At 66.0% G+C, this 17,123-nt stretch carries 17 protein-coding genes and 2 pseudogenes; 15 read left to right on the forward strand and 4 right to left on the reverse strand.

Annotation, left to right across the window (positions count from 1 at the left end; all coding sequences use genetic code 11):
- From ACRDTL_RS17645 to ACRDTL_RS17665, 5 genes and pseudogenes are all read left to right on the forward strand, one after another.
- A pseudogene (locus ACRDTL_RS17645) lies at nucleotides 1–152 on the forward strand (WXG100 family type VII secretion target); the annotation flags it as partial.
- A gap of 28 nt (nucleotides 153–180) precedes the next feature.
- Entirely contained in the window at nucleotides 181–465 is a 285-nt protein-coding gene (locus tag ACRDTL_RS17650) for a WXG100 family type VII secretion target (protein WP_065012885.1), read from the forward strand.
- Between the two features lie 50 nt (nucleotides 466–515).
- On the forward strand, nucleotides 516–1,862 hold the full coding sequence (locus tag ACRDTL_RS17655) for a magnesium transporter MgtE N-terminal domain-containing protein (RefSeq protein ID WP_431507993.1): 1,347 nt from the start codon (nucleotides 516–518) through the stop codon (nucleotides 1,860–1,862).
- A gap of 5 nt (nucleotides 1,863–1,867) precedes the next feature.
- Nucleotides 1,868–3,529, forward strand: a complete 1,662-nt coding sequence (locus ACRDTL_RS17660) for an NRAMP family divalent metal transporter (protein WP_431508006.1) — start codon at nucleotides 1,868–1,870, stop codon at nucleotides 3,527–3,529.
- 52 nt (nucleotides 3,530–3,581) lie between these two features.
- Nucleotides 3,582–3,794 carry a hypothetical protein gene (locus tag ACRDTL_RS17665; RefSeq protein WP_431507994.1) on the forward strand — a complete coding sequence of 71 codons (213 nt, stop codon included), beginning with the start codon at nucleotides 3,582–3,584 and terminating at the stop codon, nucleotides 3,792–3,794.
- A 125-nt stretch (nucleotides 3,795–3,919) separates the two neighbouring features.
- Here ACRDTL_RS17665 and ACRDTL_RS17670 read toward each other — a convergent pair whose 3' ends face one another.
- Complete coding sequence (locus tag ACRDTL_RS17670; RefSeq protein ID WP_431507995.1) at nucleotides 3,920–4,138, reverse strand: hypothetical protein; 219 nt, start codon at nucleotides 4,136–4,138, stop codon at nucleotides 3,920–3,922.
- A gap of 345 nt (nucleotides 4,139–4,483) precedes the next feature.
- Between ACRDTL_RS17670 and ACRDTL_RS17675 the strand changes: the two genes are divergently transcribed.
- From ACRDTL_RS17675 to ACRDTL_RS17685, 3 genes are all read left to right on the forward strand, one after another.
- The gene (locus ACRDTL_RS17675; RefSeq protein ID WP_431507996.1) at nucleotides 4,484–5,710 is read left to right on the forward strand and encodes a PPE family protein; all 1,227 of its coding nucleotides are present in this window, start codon (nucleotides 4,484–4,486) and stop codon (nucleotides 5,708–5,710) included.
- 37 nt (nucleotides 5,711–5,747) lie between these two features.
- Entirely contained in the window at nucleotides 5,748–7,124 is a 1,377-nt protein-coding gene (locus ACRDTL_RS17680; RefSeq protein WP_431507997.1) for a PPE family protein, read from the forward strand.
- 67 nt (nucleotides 7,125–7,191) lie between these two features.
- Nucleotides 7,192–7,920, forward strand: coding sequence for an MgtC/SapB family protein (locus ACRDTL_RS17685; RefSeq protein WP_431507998.1), 729 nt, complete (start codon nucleotides 7,192–7,194; stop codon nucleotides 7,918–7,920).
- Here ACRDTL_RS17685 and ACRDTL_RS17690 read toward each other — a convergent pair.
- Together ACRDTL_RS17690 and ACRDTL_RS17695 are read right to left on the reverse strand one after the other, a co-directional pair.
- Entirely contained in the window at nucleotides 7,917–9,122 is a 1,206-nt protein-coding gene (locus ACRDTL_RS17690) for an NAD(P)/FAD-dependent oxidoreductase (protein WP_431507999.1), read from the reverse strand. The two genes, ACRDTL_RS17685 and ACRDTL_RS17690, sit on opposite strands and share 4 nt — an antisense overlap.
- On the reverse strand, nucleotides 9,119–10,039 hold the full coding sequence (locus ACRDTL_RS17695) for an alpha/beta hydrolase fold domain-containing protein (protein ID WP_431508000.1): 921 nt from the start codon (nucleotides 10,037–10,039) through the stop codon (nucleotides 9,119–9,121). Before ACRDTL_RS17695 ends, ACRDTL_RS17690 begins: the two co-directional genes overlap by 4 nt.
- Before the next feature lie 123 nt (nucleotides 10,040–10,162).
- Between ACRDTL_RS17695 and ACRDTL_RS17700 the strand changes: the two genes are divergently transcribed.
- From ACRDTL_RS17700 to ACRDTL_RS17710, 3 genes are all read left to right on the forward strand, one after another.
- Nucleotides 10,163–11,140, forward strand: a complete 978-nt coding sequence (locus ACRDTL_RS17700) for a sterol desaturase family protein (RefSeq protein ID WP_431508007.1) — start codon at nucleotides 10,163–10,165, stop codon at nucleotides 11,138–11,140.
- The gene (locus ACRDTL_RS17705) at nucleotides 11,062–11,667 is read left to right on the forward strand and encodes a LysM peptidoglycan-binding domain-containing protein (RefSeq protein ID WP_431508001.1); all 606 of its coding nucleotides are present in this window, start codon (nucleotides 11,062–11,064) and stop codon (nucleotides 11,665–11,667) included. The genes ACRDTL_RS17700 and ACRDTL_RS17705 overlap by 79 nt, the downstream gene beginning before the upstream one ends.
- Before the next feature lie 132 nt (nucleotides 11,668–11,799).
- Nucleotides 11,800–12,504, forward strand: coding sequence for a hypothetical protein (locus tag ACRDTL_RS17710; protein ID WP_431508008.1), 705 nt, complete (start codon nucleotides 11,800–11,802; stop codon nucleotides 12,502–12,504).
- On the opposite strand, the gene ACRDTL_RS17715 is transcribed toward ACRDTL_RS17710, so the two are convergent.
- Nucleotides 12,470–12,916 carry a nitroreductase family deazaflavin-dependent oxidoreductase gene (locus ACRDTL_RS17715; protein WP_431508002.1) on the reverse strand — a complete coding sequence of 149 codons (447 nt, stop codon included), beginning with the start codon at nucleotides 12,914–12,916 and terminating at the stop codon, nucleotides 12,470–12,472. The two genes, ACRDTL_RS17710 and ACRDTL_RS17715, sit on opposite strands and share 35 nt — an antisense overlap.
- A 119-nt stretch (nucleotides 12,917–13,035) precedes the next feature.
- On the opposite strand from ACRDTL_RS17715, the gene ACRDTL_RS17720 reads away from it, so the two are divergent.
- The 4 genes and pseudogenes from ACRDTL_RS17720 (at nucleotide 13,036) to ACRDTL_RS17735 (ending at nucleotide 16,967) form a co-directional block, all read left to right on the forward strand.
- Complete coding sequence (locus tag ACRDTL_RS17720) at nucleotides 13,036–13,719, forward strand: TetR/AcrR family transcriptional regulator (protein ID WP_431508003.1); 684 nt, start codon at nucleotides 13,036–13,038, stop codon at nucleotides 13,717–13,719.
- A 44-nt stretch (nucleotides 13,720–13,763) separates the two neighbouring features.
- Nucleotides 13,764–14,976 (forward strand): annotated as a pseudogene (locus ACRDTL_RS17725) (FAD-binding domain).
- A 45-nt stretch (nucleotides 14,977–15,021) separates the two neighbouring features.
- On the forward strand, nucleotides 15,022–15,513 hold the full coding sequence (locus ACRDTL_RS17730) for a VOC family protein (protein ID WP_431508004.1): 492 nt from the start codon (nucleotides 15,022–15,024) through the stop codon (nucleotides 15,511–15,513).
- On the forward strand, nucleotides 15,510–16,967 hold the full coding sequence (locus tag ACRDTL_RS17735; RefSeq protein ID WP_431508005.1) for an FAD-binding protein: 1,458 nt from the start codon (nucleotides 15,510–15,512) through the stop codon (nucleotides 16,965–16,967). Before ACRDTL_RS17730 ends, ACRDTL_RS17735 begins: the two co-directional genes overlap by 4 nt.
- Nucleotides 16,968–17,123: the final 156 nt, after the last annotated feature.

Raw genomic sequence — 17,123 nt, forward strand, 5'->3', positions numbered from 1 at the left:
CTCAACTGACGTCCCACGACACCATGGGCCAGATGAACACCGCGTTCCGCAACATCGTCAACATGCTGCACGGCGTGCGTGACGGGCTGATCCGCGACGCCAACAACTACGAGCAGCAAGAGCAGGCCTCTCAGCAGATCCTGAGCAGCTAGCACCCAAAGCAGTTAGGAGACAACGATCATGACGATTAACTACCAGTTCGGCGATGTCGACGCCCACGGCGCGTTGATCCGCGCCCAGGCCGCTTCGTTGGAGGCCGAGCACCAGGCCATCGTTCGTGATGTGCTGGCTGCCGGCGACTTCTGGGGTGGTGCGGGCTCGGTGGCCTGCCAGGAGTTCATCACCCAGTTGGGCCGCAACTTCCAGGTGATCTACGAGCAGGCCAACGCCCACGGGCAAAAGGTCCAAACCGCCGGCAACAACATGGCCAGCACCGACAGCGCCGTCGGCTCCAGCTGGGCCTAACACCCTGCGCCCCAACCACTGACAGTCCTAGGTGTCGAGAAGAGGTAAGCATGACCACGTCGGCCGCCGGGCCCCGCACTGACGGTGCCAGCACGTCGTTGATCCATCTGTATCAGTTGCTGCGCGCCCCCGTGGTGACGCCGTCCGGCGAGGCGGTGGGCCGCGTTGAGGACATCATCATCCGGCTACGCGATGCTGACACGTACCCGCTGGTGACCGGCATCGTGGCCGGGGTGGGTAGCCGACGGGTATTCGTCGGGAGCAGATCGATTCAACGGTTCGATCCAGGCCAGGTAACCCTGGCGCACCACGAGATTGACCTGCGACGGTTCGAGCGCCGCCACGGTGAGGTGCTGTTGCGGTCCGATGTGCTCGGATATCGGTTGATCGACGTGGTGACGGGCGAACTGGTGCGCGCCTACGACGTTGAACTCGAAGATAGCGGACAAGGCTGGGTGCTGACACGGTTGGACACCCGGCGCCCGCCCCGGCTGTTCGGGCTGCTGAGAACACCCGGCGGCGACGCGGCCCGTGACTGGAAGGCGTTTGAACCGTTGATCGGGCACGGCCAGTCGATGGCCGTGCGTCGTGTGTCCGGGCGAGTGGCGGCGCTCAAACCCGCGCAAATCGCCGATTTGCTCGAAGATGCCGACAGGGCTGAAGGCGGGGAAATCCTCGACCGGGTGCGCAGCAACCCCGAATTGGAAGCGGATGTTTTCGAGGAGCTGGACCCGGACAAGGCCAGCCGGTTGCTCGACGATATGCCCGACGACGAGGTCGCCGCCTTGCTCGGCCGGATGCGAGCCGACGACGCTGCTGACGCGATCATCGACCTACGCCAGTCTCGCCGCCGACGGGTTCTGGAGTTGATGCCTGCGCCACAGCGCACCAAGGTGATCACCCTTTTGGGGTTCAACCCCGACAGCGCTGGTGGATTGATGAACGTCGACGTCGTCTCGTGCGGAACAGGGGCCACGGCAGGAGAGGCGCTTGCCCTCATCGGCGGCGCGCGGGCCGTACAACCGGAGGCGCTCCTGCAGACTCACGTTCTCAAAGACAACGGGCAGCTCGCCGGCGTGGTATCGGTGATCGCCTTGTTGCAGACACATCCAGCGGATGTGGTTGTGACACTGATGGATTCGAACCCAATCCGGGTAACCCCAGATGCCGATCTGGTTGACGTCGCGGTGCTGATGGCCGACTACGACCTGCAGGCCATCCCGGTCGTCGACGACGAGGATCGGGTGCTGGGCGTCGTCACGGTCGACGACGTGCTCAGGGCCACCATTCCCGACGACTGGCGTCGGCGAGAACCCGGGCCACGCTCAATGCGGGGACTGGTGTCCGCGCTCGACGGCCCGGTATCGATCGGCGGCGAGTGGAGTGACTGGCCGTGACCACCGTGGACCGTAGCCTCGTCGACACGGCGCCACCACCGGCGCCGCCGCGCACCGCCGTCCTGGATAGTGCCCACGTCGGTGACATCGAGGGTGCCCTCGGCCGGATCAGCATCGGCGACACCGACCGTCCGGGCACCCTGAAGGTCCGGCTGGCGACCATGCTGGCGATCGTCGGACCCGGCTTGATCGTCATGGTCGGGGACAACGATGCCGGCGGTGTCGCAACGTACGTGCAGGCCGGACAAAACTACGGCTACAGCCTGCTCTGGGTGCTCTTGCTATTGATCCCCGTGCTGATCGTCAACCAGGAAATGGTGGTCCGGCTCGGCGCGGTTACCGGGGTCGGGCATGCGCGGTTGATCAACGAACGGTTCGGCCGCGGCTGGGGCTGGTTCTCGGTCGGTGATTTGTTCCTGTTGAACTTTCTGACTCTGGTCACCGAATTCATCGGTGTCACACTGGCCGCCGACTATATGGGCATTCCCAGATACCTGGTCGTTCCGTTCGCCGCGATCGCGCTGATCGCCATCATGACCACCGGCAGCTTCCGGCGCTGGGAACGTGCAATGCTCGTGTTCATCGCGATCACGCTGCTGCAAATTCCCATGCTGCTGATGTCGCATCCGGACTGGGGGCACGCGACAAAGTCTTTCGTCATCCCCGGTGTGACCGGCGGAATTACCTCTGACGCGGTGCTGTTGATCATCGCCATTGTCGGCACCACGGTTGCCCCATGGCAGCTGTTCTTCCAGCAGTCCAACGTCGTCGACAAGCGCATCACGCCACGCTTCATCGGTTACGAGCGGGCCGACACCACGCTGGGCGCCATCATCGTCACGGTCGGGGCAGCGGCATTGATGATGACCGGTGACTGGGCCGCCCGTGTCACCCACAGCCGTGGGAGTTTCGTCGACGCCGGCGTACTCGCCCATCTACTCGGCCAATACAGCACGACGCTCGGGGCAGTGTTTGCGATCGTGTTGCTCGACGCGTCCATCATCGGGGCGGCGGCGGTGACCCTGGCTACCAGCTACGCGTTCGGCGACGTGTTCGGACTCAAGCACTCGCTGCACCGCGGCTTCGCCGACGCAAAGCCGTTCTACCTGTCCTACGCCGGGATGGTCGTGGTCGCCGCGATGATCGTGCTTATCCCCCGCGCGCCGTTGGGGTTGATCACCACCGGCGTGCAGGCACTGGCCGGACTGCTGCTGCCCAGCGCCACCGTCTTCCTGCTGCTGCTGTGCAACGACCGGGAAGTCTTGGGCCCCTGGGTGAACCGGACATGGCTGAACCTGGTGGCCGGCGTCATCGTTGGTGTGTTGTTGCTGCTATCCGGGATACTGATGGTGACAACCGTGTTTCCCAACCTCGATATCGTCTCCATCGCCAAAGACCTCACCGTCGGTCTCGCCATATGCGCTGCAGTCACTTTCGGTGTCCTGCGGTGGCCCGGCCGTCGATACCCGAAACCGCCGTTGCCCGACCAGCTCGCCTATGCATTGGCCAGAGCCGACCGGGCCACCTGGCGGATGCCACCACTGACCCTGCTGGAGCCGGTTACCTGGTCCGTCGGAACGCGACTGGGCATGCTGGCTTTGCGCGGGTATCTGGTCGTCGGAGCGATCCTGTTGGCGGTCAAAGCCGTCCAGCTGGGCAGCGCCTGACCTGGGTGAGGCCGCTGGATCAATCCGATTCAACTAGGAAGGAGAAACCATCGTGTTCATAATCCGGCTCCTTAACGGACAGGAAGTCCGCGCAACCGACGGTGACCACATCTCGATCAACGACGACACCGGCGTGGTTAGCGTTTCTCGGATTGAGGGATTCGAGGAAGTCACGACACATTACTCACCGTCGGCGTGGGGAACGGTGACACACCGAGTCAAGGACGTCGCCATCAGGCCGTCCGTGATTTCGATGACGCGGTAAGGCGCGGTAGCCAGTCCATCGTGCCCGTCTCCCGGATCCGCGGGGTCGGGCGTGTCTGGGACCCTCACAGCAAATACTCAGCTGCCGGCCAGGGGAATGACAGCAACGGCTGCGTACGCTTCAGGTCACGATAGGAAACGCAGGTGACCATTAATCATCACTTCGACAATGTCGACGCCCACGGTGCCGGCTCCGGCTGGGCCTGACACCGGACTCATGGCGCGCTCTGGCACCGGGCTCACCGAGCACTGCAGATGGTAGACCAGACTTTCTGGCGCGCTTACCAATTCAATGCGCTCCGGCACAATTGCGGCGTTGACGGCTACCTCCAGCGCCGTCTGCATCGCCAATGGCGTTGCCGAGGGTCGTAAGTCCCGGGCTCGGACATCAAGCCGACGCGATATCGATGTCCGCGATGAGCTGTCCGCCGCGCCTAACCGGGTTTTCTGAAACCAGGATTTATCGTGCGGTTACGTCGGCGGAACCTGCGCCGAACAACCACCGCGTACCATAATCGGCCAGCCGTGCCAGCCGAACCCGAAAAACCAGTCGCAGCAACGGTTCTTTGAAAGGACGCGTATGACGATCCGGGCAGTAATTCACGACAAGACCACACCGGTCCCGGCGGTGCCCCTGGCGAGGGGTGGGTGTCCGCCACCTTGCCGCGCTGATACCGAAAGGTAACGGAAATGGATTTCGCAGCGCTGACACCGGAGATCAACTCCGGCCTGATGTACGCCGGCCCAGGGGCGGCACCGATTTTGGCCGCCGCCGCCGCCTGGGACGTGCTGGCCGCCGAATTGGGTACGACAGCGTCGTCCTACCAGTCGGTGATCGATGGCCTGACCAGCGGTTCGTGGGAGGGCCCGACGTCGGCATCGATGGCGGCGGCCGCCGCACCATATGTGGCCTGGATGAGCGCCACCGCGGCGCAGGCCGAACAGACCGCCACCCAGGCCAAGGCGGCCGCGGCCGCATACGAGGCCGCGTTCGCGGCCACCGTACCCCCGCCGGTGATCGCCGCCAACCGTTCGCTGTTGATGTCGCTGATCGCGACAAACCTCCTCGGGCAGAACACCGCGGCGATCGCGGCCACCGAGGCGCACTACATGGAAATGTGGGCCCAAGACGCCGCCGCCATGTACGGCTACGCGGGCTCGTCGGCAGTCGCCACCCGGTTGGCGCCGTTCGCGCAGCCGCCGCGGACCGCCAACGAAACAGGCCTCTCCGCGCAGTCCATCGCGGTCGGCCATGCGGTCGGCAGCTCAACGGGCGCCAACACCCAGACGACGTTGTCGCACGTGGTCTCCGCGGTGCCGCAAGCGCTGCAAACGATGACCGCACCCATCGCGCCGGCCGCGGTCGACCCGCCGGCATCACCAGTCACGTCATTCTTGAATTTCATCTCCGGGCCGACCTCGCCGCTTTCCTATTTCCCGGTTGGCGGCGTGCCTTATCTGTTGGGCTTCCAAAACGTCCTGTTGCCGATGGCAGCGGAGAACTATGTCGGCGCGCTGGCCAAGGCGTCGGCGGCGCCGGCCGCCGGGGGATTGCTGGCGCGCGAGCTGGGTTCGGGGACGCCTGCGCTGATCGGCACCGGCGCCGGTCCAGCGGTCACGGCGGGGATCGGCAACGCGGGCATGGTCGGGAAGCTGTCGGTGCCGCAGGGATGGGCTACCGCCGCGCCGGCGATCAGGCCGGCGGCTTTCGTGCTGCCGAGCACCAGCCTGCAGGCTGTCCCGGCCGCCATGGCAGACAGCTCCGGCAGCCTGTTCGGCCAGATGGGTCTGTCGAGCCTGGCCGGACGTGCGATGGCCGGTAGCGGCGGTGAAGTTGCCCGCTCCATGAGCGTCGGTGGCGGCACAACCGGGGAGGCCCTCACCGCCACCATCATCGTGCTACCGGCAGACGAATGACTGTTGCCGTTGGCACTGCGAACTTTGGAGGATAGCAATGGATTTCGGAGTATTTCCGCCGGAGGTTAACTCCGGGCGCATGTATGCCGGTCCCGGTCCGGAGTCGATGGTGGCTGCCGCGGCGGCCTGGGACGGGCTGACCGCCGAGCTGCATTCGGCGGCAACCGCTTACGGATCGGTGATCACCGGGCTGACGGGTGAGTCGTGGCAAGGCCCGTCGTCGGCGGCAATGGCGGCCGCAGCCGCGCCGTATGCGCAGTGGCTCAGCGCCACCGCCGCCCAGGCCGAGCAATCCGCCACCCAGGCCCGATCGGCGGCGGCGGCCTACGAGACGGCGTTTGCCTCGATGGTGCCGCCGCCGGTGATCGCGGCCAACCGCACCCAACTCGCGTCGCTGGTGGCGACCAACATTTTCGGGCAGAACACCGCGGCGATCGCCGCCACCGAGGCGCAGTACGGCGAAATGTGGGCCCAGGATGCCGCCGCGATGTACGGCTATGCCGGGCAGTCGGCGGCCGCCTCGAGAATGACGCCGTTCGCTTCGGCGCCTCAGGTGACCAACCCCGGCGGGCCGGCCGCCCAAGCGGCCGCCATTGGCCAGGTGAGCGGTACCGCGGCCAGTACCCACGCACAGACCGCGCTTTCCCAGGTGATGTCCGCGGTTCCCCAGACCGTGCAGAGCCTCGCATCGCCCGCCGCGGTCGATCCGCCTGCGGCGTTGCCGTCGTTCTCACAGATCAGCGCCTACATTCAGACAATCCCCAAACTGATCCTGCCGGCCAACGACGTCCTGATCACGGTCATATACGGCCTGGTCCAGGCGGTGAGGGGTGTCCAATCCGGGGTGCTGCCCGCCGGAGCGGGCCTGCTCGAAGCGGGGCTTGGTTCGACAACCCACGTCGCCGGCGTCGCCGGCGGGCTCGGGCCGGCCGCCTCCGCGGGTATGGCGCGTGCCGGGTTGGTTGGCGCACTGTCGGTGCCGCCGAGCTGGGCCGCGGCCACCCCGACGATCCGGCTGGCCGCCTCCGTTTTGCAGGGCAGCGGTCTGGGCGCGGCGCCGGCCGTGGTCGCCGATGGCGCGGGCAGCCTGTTCAGCCAGATGGCGTTGGCCGGGATGGCCGGCAGCGCCCTCGGTGGCGCCGCTCCCAGGGCAGTCAGCGGGGCCGTCGGCCGGGTCGGTCGCCCCATCGCCGGCAAAGACAACCAGACACCGGATAAAGACGACCAGACACCGGACAAGCTCAAGCGCGTCCTCGCGGAGATGTCGCAGAAGCCTGAGTCGGTACAGCATTGGCATACCGGCCAGGAACAACTGGAGAGCCTGCTCGCCCGGTTGTCGAAGACGCCGGGGGTCCACGCCGTGCACGTCTCCAAGAAGGCGAAGCCCGAGCCGCCCAAGTCTCAGTCGCTCTAACCGCGCCGTTATCGGCAAAGTCGTCCACACTGGAACGACAGGGTGGACACGACAGGAGAGCCGCAGCATGCAGACGCTGACCATCGCCGATTTCACGCTGCGATTGGCAGTCGGCATGGGCTGTGGCGCGCTCATCGGACTCGAGCGGCAGTGGCGGGCGCGGATGGCGGGGTTGCGCACCAACGCGCTGGTGGCTACGGGTGCGACGCTATTCGTGCTCTACTCGGTCACCACCACCGACACCAGCCCCACCCGGGTTGCGTCCTACGTGGTGTCCGGTGTCGGCTTTCTCGGCGGAGGCGTCATCCTGCGGGAGGGATTCAACCTTCGCGGGCTCAACACCGCCGCGACCCTGTGGTGTTCGGCCGCGGTCGGCGTATTGGCGGCTGCCGGGCACCTGTTGTTCGCCGTGATCGCCACCGGCGCCATCGTCGGGATTCACCTGCTGGGACGCCCGCTCGGCCACCTCATCGACCGTGACAACATCGTCGAACAGGACGAAGACCAACAGCCCTACCAACTGCAACTGGTCTGTCGCCCCAAATCCGAGAAGTACGCCCGCGCCCAGATCGTGCAGCGCACCAGCAGCAACGATCTCAGCCTGCGGGGAATTCACACCGTGCGTGCTGCAGACGACAACACGACGCTGACCGCCTATCTGCTGGCCGGCGGCCGCGCACCGGCCCGGCTCGAGCAACTGGTTGCCGACCTCTCGTTGCAGCCGGGAGTCTATGCGGTGCACTGGTATGCCGGCGACACGTCGGAACCCATGCCGCCGAGGCCGCAGTCGAATTAGTGCCCAAGTTCGGGCCGGCTCTGTACGTTGGGCGCCGCCGCGGCCAGCAGCGCCGCGCGATCACCGGCCAGTGGCGGATAGATCCGCTCGGTGTTGATGGTCCGCTTGGTCGCCTTGGCTTCGGCGTCGCACGCCACCACTCGGCGGTCCCAGCCCTCGGTGTATACGGCACCGGCCGGGCCGAGGTCGAGAACTGTCACGTACCAAGGGATTCGGAGCGGCAGCATTGGTTCGTCGAGCAGATCGCTGATCACGTTGTAGCCTGCGTAGCGGCCCATCGGCCGGCCGTGCTGGCACGACATCACCGACAGGTGATCGTCATCCATCTGCGCCGCGGCCACGTCACCGGCCGCGAACACCCCGGGAACACCGGCCACCCGCAGGTAATCGTCGACCGTCACCCGGCCGAACCTGTCGCGGGCAACGGGCAGCTGGGCGGTCAGCGGGCTGGCCTGCATACCGGCACACCAGACTACGGTGGCTGCCGCTATCCGCTCGCCCGATGACAGTGACACACCGCGCTTGCTCACCGCGGTGACGCTCACGCCGGTCTTAGTTTCAATACCGTTGTCCGACAGCGCTTTCTCGATCACCGGCCGCGCCGACGCTCCCATATCCGAACCGACCCGCGGGTTGTGGTCGATCAGGATTACCCGCGGCGCACGGTCACCTGACACCACCCGGAGGCGGCCCGGCAACTCGCAGGCCGTCTCGATGCCGGTCAGCCCGGCGCCGACCACCACGGCGGTGGCTGCCGCAGCATCCGACGGACCGTCGGCCAGCGCCCGCAAGTGCTGACCCAGTGCCGCCGCGCCGTCGTACGTATCAACGTCAAACCCGAACTCCGGCAAGCCCGGAATGCCGGGTCTCACAACGTGACTGCCCGACGCCAGCACCAGCCGATCGTAGCGATGGGTGCTTCCCATCGAGGCGGAGACGGTGCGGGCATCGGTGTCGATCGCGGTGACGTCCGCGGCCACATGCGCGACGCCGGCCGGGTCGAGGAGATCGGCGAGCGGGATACGGCAGCCGCTCAGGTCCGCCTCGTAGTTACGTACCCGAATGTCGTGGAAGGGCTTGCGACTCAACATGGTAATGCCGACGTCGTCGGCCGGTGCGGCAAGTTCGTCGAGGCGGCGAGCGGCGCCGAGAGCCGCCCACAGGCCCGCGAAACCCGAGCCGATGACAAGAACGTCGCTCAACCGTTCAACACCTGCCGGATTCGGGCCAGTGCGTCGCCGGTACGGCGCCCGGGCAGGAACATCCACACGTGCATGCCGCCCTCGCGTTCGTACCAGCCGATGTCGAGCCCGTCGGCCATGGCTCGCTCGTGAAAGGCGCGGGCATCGGGGTTGAGCACGTCGTGCGTTCCCGTGAAAACCGTCAGCCGCGGCAGTCCGCTCAGCGGTCCGACGCTCGGGCTGACCAGCGGCGTGTCCAGCGGATCGCCGCCCGCGTAGCGGATTCCCGCGGCACGCAGGTCATCGAGGTTCAGCAACGGGTCGATCTTCGCGACGGCCGGCACGGCCGGGTCGGGGAGTGCGACGTGCATCCACGGGGAGAGCAGCACGGCGTCACTGGGCTGCGGCAGGCCGGCGTCACGCACCGCGTGACAGAGCGCGAACGCCATCCCGCCGCCCGCCGAATCCCCCATGAACGCAATCGAAGTTGGATCGCGTGTCTCGATCAGGTGCCGGTAGGTCTGCAACAGGAATGGGAACACCTCGCGGTAGCTGTGCTCGGGGGCGATGGGGTAGATCGGCACGGTTATGGTGCGCCGCAGGGTGTTCGCGAGCTTGGCGATGGCCGGCCAGTGGAAGCGGGGGAGCAGATCGAGTACATAGGCCCCACCGTGCAGATACAGCACGTGACCGGTGGAGCCGTCAGCATCGACCAGGCGCGGGGTGACCTCGTAGACGGGGCGGCCGTCGAGATCGGTGCGCTCGACCTGGATCTTTTTCAGGAGCCTCTCGGCCGGTTGCCCCGCGTAGGGCGGCCGTGGATGGGCGGCCCAGTGGTCGAGTTTGGCGGCTGGAAAGAGCCGGTTGCGCACACCGGTTGAGCGCAGCAACCGTTGAGCGAGGCTGGGCCTGAGCGTGGTGCGGTCGATGTTGTCCATCAGCGAAGTCTGGCTGCTGCGCGGGCCCGGTGGGCCGGTTCCGGGAGTACTCTTCGCTCGCCAGGGCATAAGGTGTCGGGTGTGAACGCGATCGCGGATCTCGTGTCCGCGTTGCCGGCGCAGATGCGCGACCCGGTGTTGTTCGCGATTCCCGTTTTCCTGTTGCTGCTGATCATCGAGTGGACAGCGGCGGGCAAACTCGAGCACATCGAGCGATCCGGGCGGCCGCGGTCCGGCGCCTACCTCACCCGCGACTCGTGGACGAGTATCTCGATGGGACTGGTCTCGGTGGCCACCACCGCGGGCTGGAAGTTCGTGGCGCTTCTCGGCTATGCCGCGATCTATGCATACCTGGCGCCGTGGCAGTTGTCGGCGGCCCGATGGTACACCTGGGTCATCGCGATCCTCGGTGTCGACCTGCTGTATTACGGATATCACCGCATCGCCCACCGGGTGCGGCTGGTCTGGGCCACCCACCAGGCGCACCACTCCAGCCAGTACTTCAATTTCGCCACCGCGCTGCGCCAGAAGTGGAACAACAGCGGCGAGATTCTGATGTGGATCCCGTTGCCGCTGTTGGGTATTCCGCCCTGGATGGTGTTCGTCAGTTTCTCGATCAATCTCATCTACCAGTTTTGGGTGCATACCGAGCGGATCGACAAGCTGCCGCAGCCGTTCGAATTCATCTTGAATACGCCGTCGCATCACCGGGTGCATCACGGAATGGATCCGGAATATCTGGACAAGAACTACGGCGGGATCTTCATTGTCTGGGACCGACTGTTCGGCACCTTCCGGCCCGAGACGTTTCGTCCGCATTACGGATTGACCAAGCAGGTCGACACGTTCAACATCTTGACGCTGCAAACCTACGAATATCTGGCGATCGCCCGCGATTTGCGCTTGGCGACGCGGCTGCGCGACCGGCTGGGCTACCTCTTCGGACCGCCCGGTTGGGAACCTCGCACGGCCGGTCCCCGTAAGGCTTTGACACCACCGCTAGGTGACCAGAGGGGAATGCAATGGGAGACACGCTCACCGAAGGGCAAAAGCTTGTCAAGGGCGAATCGCTTACCTCGAACAACGGGGCCTACACCGTGACGTTGCAAGACGACGGCAATCTGGTGTTGGCATCGCATGGGCATGCCATCTGGGCGACGGGTACCAACGGTCAGGACGTGGTCCGCGCAGAGCTACAGGCCGATGGCAACTTTGTGCTCTACACCGCCGACAAGCCGGTGTGGCACAGCGACACCAAAGGCAAGAAGAACGTCAAGCTCGTTTTGCAGGACGACCGCAACCTGGTGCTCTACGCCGCGGACGGACCGGCTTGGTCGACGAGGACCGAAGCCGCCGGGGAGCCGGCGCCGCCGCCACCGGCGACCGAGCCTGCCGCAGCCGAAGTGACGACCCCCGAAGAGCCCGTCCCGGCGCTGGAACCCGAACCCGCGGCCGGCGCCGAACCAGAAGCGGCTCCGCGGACCTACACCGTCGAGGCCGGCGACACCTTGTGGGCCATCGCCGAGCGTTTCTACGGCGACGGCAGCAAGTATCAGGTGATTGCCGATGCCAGCGGCATTTCCAACCCTGATCTGATCCAGCCGGGACAGGTGCTGACGATTCCCTGATCGCCGGGTGGATGGGCCGCGCGTTCCCGATAGCTAACATTTGAGGGCGTTACGCCGATAAGCTCACCAACAAGCCGGCGCCGTGCTGGCCTCGAAGGATCGGAGTCGAGGGTGGGCCGCCCAGCACTTTCCATGTTGGTCGCGACGGTCGCCGCCGCGGCGCTGGCGGCCGGGACGCCGCCGACGGCCAACGCCGATCCGGTGCTGGTGTTCCCCGGAATGGAGATTCACCAGGGCAGCCATCTCTGCACGCTGGGCTACGTCGATCCGGCGTCACGGGTGGCGTTCACCGCCGGTCATTGCCGGGGCGAGGGACCGGTCACCGACAGGGACAACAACGTCATCGGCAATCTCGCGACGTTCCGCGACAACACTCCGACGGGCACGACGGTGGCCACTGACCAGGTGATCAGCGATTACGAGTCGATCGTGCTGGCCCGCGACATCACGGCCAACAACATCCTGCCCGACGGGCGTCCGCTGGAATCGGACCCCGGCGCGGCCGTCCATCCCGGCGATCCGGTCTGCCATTTCGGTGTTGTCACCGGTGAAAGCTGCGGGACCGTCGAGAGTGTCAACAACGGATGGTTCACCATGGGAAATGGTGTGGTCAGCCAGCGGGGCGATTCCGGCGGGCCGGTATATGTGACCAGCGCCGCCGGTCCAGCCCGGATAGTGGGGATGTTCAACAGCACCTGGGGCAACTTTCCCGCCGCGGTGTCGTGGCGGGCGACGTCACAGCAGGTCCTCGAGGACGTCGGGGGCGCACCGAACCCCGGCGGTAGCCCGGTCCGGCAATCGGTCAGCGGGCGTTCGCCAGCGCGAACACCGGGATAGCGGGTGCCGCAGTCTGCAGCTCGTGCTCGCTGGAATCCGGGGTCAGCCCCGCGACGTGTCCCTTGACCTGCCAGTACCACCGGTCCAGATAGCGCCTCAGCAGGTCCGGCTTGGCGGCGTCGGCCACCTCGGTGACGCGGATGCGCCGGCTATGCCAGCGCGGGCCCATGTCGACCACGCCGGTGGCTCGGACGTTGCGCACCCACTGAGTCGTGCCCCGCGGTGACACCAGGTAGTCCACCCCGTCCACGGTCAACACGTTGACGACCACGCTCCGGCGTTTCCCGCTCTTGCGACCACGGACGCGAAGCGCCCTGGTCGCGGCAATGCTGACCCCCAGTTCGGCGAGCCAGCGGATCACCGTGTTGGCTGACCGGGAAGCCGGGCCGGGTTCGTCATAACGCACCGCCATGACACATCCTCCTCACACCTTTCGACCACTTTGAGAGCGGCGCTCTCATTAATGCAAACCTGCCATACGGTCGCTGGAAAAGCAAGAGCACCGATCTCTGTTGTGTCAGACTTGCCTGGATGGGTAAACGGCGCGAGGCACGCGAGCGGATCGAGGCGCAAATCGTCGAGCTCGGCCGCCGCCACATGGTGGACCACGGCGCGGCCGGGCTCTCGCTGCGCGCCATCGCCCGTGACCTGGGCATGGTGTCCTCGGCCGTGTACCGCTACGTGTCCAGTCGCGACGAGCTACTGACCTTGCTGCTGGTCGACGCCTACTCCGAGCTGGCCGACGCCGTGGACCGGGCCCGCGACGAGGTCGCGGAGCTGTGGAGTGACGACGTCATGGCGATCGCGCGCGCCGTCCGCCGGTGGGCGGTCGCCCACCCGGCCCGCTGGGCGCTGCTATACGGCAGTCCGGTGCCCGGCTACCACGCGCCGGTCGATCGAACGGTCGGCCCCGGCACCCGGGTGGTCAGCACGTTCTTCGACGCCGTCGCCGCCGGGATCGCGACCGGCGACATCGTGTTGACCAATGAGCATGCGGCGCAACCGATGTCGTCGGACTTCGACCGGCTGCGGCGCGAATTCGGTTTCCCCGGTGACGATTCCGTCGTCGCGAAGTGTTTCGCGATCTGGGCCGGTGTGGTCGGCGCAGTCAGCCTCGAGGTATTCGGGCAATACGGTGCCGACACGTTGACAGACCCGGAAGCGGTGTTCGACGCACAGGTCCGGTTGCTGGTTGGGCTGCTGACGCGGCACTGACACCGTTAGGCTTCGTGGATGGTGTTACTCGCCGACAGCACGTGATGAGAGTCGTGATCAACGGCGCCGGCATCGCCGGTCCGACCTTGGCTTACTGGTTGCAGCGTTGCGGCCATCAGGCCACTCTCATTGAAAAGGCCCCGCAGTTGCGGACCGGCGGCTATGTCATCGACTTCTGGGGTGCTGGATATCGGATCGCTGAGCGGATGGGACTCGGTCCGCAGTTGCAGACCGCCGGATACCGCGTGCGAGAGGTGCAGCTGGTCGACCGGCGCGGGCGCAAGGTGGGTGGATTCGGTACCGAGGGATTCCACCGGATGGCCGGCCAGTTCACCAGCCTGGCTCACGGTGATCTCGCCGTCATGATCTACCGCGTCATCGCTGATGACGTGGAGACCATCTTCGGCGACGGCATCGCCGCGATCGAGCAGGACGATTACGGCGTGCAGGTGAACTTGGAGAGCGGTGCGTCGCGCGAATTCGATCTCGTCATCGGCGCCGGTGGCCTGCATTCGCCGGTGCGCCGTCTGGTGTTTGGACCAGAGGCCGACTTCGAGCACGATCTCGGCTACCGTGTTGCCGCAGTCGAGGTGGACGGATATCGGCCCCGCGACGAGCTGACGTATGTCTCGTATGGAGTTCCGGGGCGCATGGCCAGCCGGTTCGCGATGCGCGATGACCGGACCATGTTTCTGCTCATCTTCACCAAGGATCAGATCAGCGGCGCCGATCCATGCGGACCTGACGAAGTCAAAACGGTGCTGCGCGAAGTGTTCGCCGACGCGGGCTGGGAATGCGGCCGAATCGTGCAGGCGATCGACGACGCTGATGGCCTCTATTTCGATCGGGTGAGCCAGATCTCGATGGACGACTGGGCGCGCGGACGGGTGATGCTGATCGGTGACGCCGCCGCCGCGGTGTCCCTGCTGGCCGGAGAAGGAACCGGGCTGGCCATGCTCGAGGCCTACGTGCTGGCCGGTGAATTGCACCGCGCAGACGGTGACTATCAGGAAGCGTTTCGCCGCTACCAACAATTGTTGCGGCCATTTCTCGCTCGCAAGCAGCATTCGGGCGCAAGGCTTCGCTGCCTCTTTTGCTCCACGGAATTGGCCGGGAGTATGGGCACGCAACCGCCTGAGCAGGCTCCTTTCCCTGCGCTACGTTGGCGATTGGATCATCCGGGCGCAGTTGCGGGACGACTTCGAACTGGCCGATTACGCGTTTACGCCGCCCACAGCGCCTCCAGCGCAAAACTAGAACACGTTCACTCCAGGCCGCCGTGCCACGCTATCCTCCGAGGCGATGAGCTTTTCCGGTCAGTCGCCGTCGCAGATAGCGTGGGTGACCCCCAGTCTCGACGCCACCGAGGGAGCGCTCTCGGCGCTGCTGGGGGTCAAGAAGTGGATCCGGTTGCCGAATGTCCACTTCGGCCCCGACGGCTGCACCTACCGCGGGCGGCCGGCGGACTTCGTCGCTGATATAGCGCTGAGCTACGCCGGCGACATGCAACTGGAGCTGATCGCGCCGGTGTCCGGGGAGAGCATCTATACCGAGTTTCTGCGGGACTGCGGGCCGGGATTGCACCACATCTGTTTCGAGACCGACGACATCGAGACGGCGTTGACCGAGGCCGCCGCCAACGGCGGCGAGGTGGTGCAACGGGGCACGATGCCCGGCGGCATGGAGTTCGGCTATGTCTCGGCACCGGAGGCAGGGGTGCCGTTCATCGAGATCGCGCACATCCCCGCGGAGATCCGGCAGTTCTTCGACTACATCAAACAGGAGCAGCGGTGAGCACGCAGATACCGGCAACGGTCAGCACCGACGACGTGGCGTCGTGGTCGGACGACGTCGACGTGGCGGTGATCGGCTTCGGCATCGGCGGCGGCTGCGCGGCGGTCAGCGCTGCGGCGGCCGGCGCCCGGGTGCTGGTGCTGGAGCGTGCTGCGGCGGCCGGCGGCACCACCGCCATGGCCGGCGGGCACTTCTACCTCGGCGGCGGCACTGCGGTGCAAAAGGCGACCGGGCACCCCGATTCACCCGGGGAGATGTACAAGTACCTGGTCGCGGTGTCGCGACAGCCCGATCACGACAAGATCCGCGCCTATTGCGAGGGCAGTGTCGAACACTTCGACTGGCTGGAGGATCTCGGCTTCCAATTCGAGCGCAGCTACTACCCGGAAAAGGCGGTGATCCAACCCAACACCGAGGGGTTGATGTACACCGGCAATGAGAAGGTGTGGCCGTTTGCTGAACGGGCGGTGCCGGCCCCGCGCGGGCACAAGGTGCCGGTGCCCGGCGACACCGAAGGCGCGAAGTTGGTCATCGACCTGCTGCTCAAACGTGCCGAGAACGTGGGCGTGCAGATCCGCTATGAGACCGGCGCGACCGGGTTGATCGTCGACGTGTCCGGGGCGGTGAGCGGGGTGGTGTGGAAACACTTCGCCGACACCGGCGCGATCCGGGCCAAGTCGGTGATCATCGCCGCAGGCGGCTTTGTGATGAACCCGGAGATGGTGGCCGCCTACACGCCGAAACTCGCCGAGAAGCCGTTCGTGCTCGGCAACACCTACGACGACGGACTGGGCATCCGGATGGGGGTCTCCGCCGGTGGCGCCACCGCGCACATGGACCAGATCTTCATCACCGCGCCGGCGTATCCGCCGTCGATCCTGCTCACCGGAATCATCGTCAACAAACTCGGGCAGCGGTTCGTCGCCGAGGACGCTTACCATTCGCGCACTTCGGGTTTCGTGATGGACCAGCCCGACAGCGCGGCATTCCTGATCGTCGACGAGGCGCATCTGCAACGCCCGCAGGTGCCGCTGGTCCCGTTGATCGATGGCTGGGAGACCGTCGGGGAGATGGAAGCCGCGCTGGGCATCCCGTCGGGCAACCTGGTCGCGACGTTGAACCGGTACAACGAGTACGCGGCCCGCGGTGAAGATCCCGACTTTCACAAGCAGCCGGAATTCCTTGCGCCGCAAGACAACGGCCCGTGGGGCGCTTTCGACCTGTCGCTGGGCAAGGCGATGTATGCCGGGTTCACCGTCGGCGGCCTGGCCACCTCGGTGGACGGTCAGGTGCTACGCGACGACGGCACGGTGATCGACGGCCTGTACGCGGTGGGAGCCTGTGCGTCCAATATCGCCCAGGACGGCAAGGGATACGCCAGCGGCACGCAACTGGGGGAAGGCTCCTTCTTCGGCCGCCGCGCCGGAGCGCACGCGGCCACGCAGGCACGTTAAGTTTTCACTGCCGCGAGCGTGCGTGTCCGCGGCCGACACCAACGTAAGAGGTTTTTGTCAATGAGTTGGGGGGCCTGCCCGTTCCTCGTCTCTACGTAGTTCACCAAGCGGGGTCTACGTGCCCCGACAGCGTGCAAGCGAGTTTGGTGAGGAAGG

The sequence above is a fragment of the Mycobacterium sp. genome, assembly GCF_050700595.1.
Taxonomy (GTDB): Bacteria; Actinomycetota; Actinomycetes; order Mycobacteriales; family Mycobacteriaceae; genus Mycobacterium.

Coding starts and splice junctions, on each gene's coding strand:
- ACRDTL_RS17685 (WP_431507998.1), top strand. CDS start 7,192: ATGCAGACGCTGACCATCGCCGATTTCACGCTGCGATTGGCAGTCGGC.
- ACRDTL_RS17680 (WP_431507997.1), top strand. CDS start 5,748: ATGGATTTCGGAGTATTTCCGCCGGAGGTTAACTCCGGGCGCATGTAT.
- ACRDTL_RS17710 (WP_431508008.1), top strand. CDS start 11,800: ATGTTGGTCGCGACGGTCGCCGCCGCGGCGCTGGCGGCCGGGACGCCG.
- ACRDTL_RS17655 (WP_431507993.1), top strand. CDS start 516: ATGACCACGTCGGCCGCCGGGCCCCGCACTGACGGTGCCAGCACGTCG.
- ACRDTL_RS17700 (WP_431508007.1), top strand. CDS start 10,163: ATGCGCGACCCGGTGTTGTTCGCGATTCCCGTTTTCCTGTTGCTGCTG.
- ACRDTL_RS17715 (WP_431508002.1), bottom strand. CDS start 12,916: ATGGCGGTGCGTTATGACGAACCCGGCCCGGCTTCCCGGTCAGCCAAC.
- ACRDTL_RS17720 (WP_431508003.1), top strand. CDS start 13,036: ATGGGTAAACGGCGCGAGGCACGCGAGCGGATCGAGGCGCAAATCGTC.
- ACRDTL_RS17670 (WP_431507995.1), bottom strand. CDS start 4,138: ATGCAGACGGCGCTGGAGGTAGCCGTCAACGCCGCAATTGTGCCGGAG.
- ACRDTL_RS17650 (WP_065012885.1), top strand. CDS start 181: ATGACGATTAACTACCAGTTCGGCGATGTCGACGCCCACGGCGCGTTG.
- ACRDTL_RS17705 (WP_431508001.1), top strand. CDS start 11,062: ATGGGAGACACGCTCACCGAAGGGCAAAAGCTTGTCAAGGGCGAATCG.
- ACRDTL_RS17730 (WP_431508004.1), top strand. CDS start 15,022: ATGAGCTTTTCCGGTCAGTCGCCGTCGCAGATAGCGTGGGTGACCCCC.
- ACRDTL_RS17695 (WP_431508000.1), bottom strand. CDS start 10,039: ATGGACAACATCGACCGCACCACGCTCAGGCCCAGCCTCGCTCAACGG.
- ACRDTL_RS17675 (WP_431507996.1), top strand. CDS start 4,484: ATGGATTTCGCAGCGCTGACACCGGAGATCAACTCCGGCCTGATGTAC.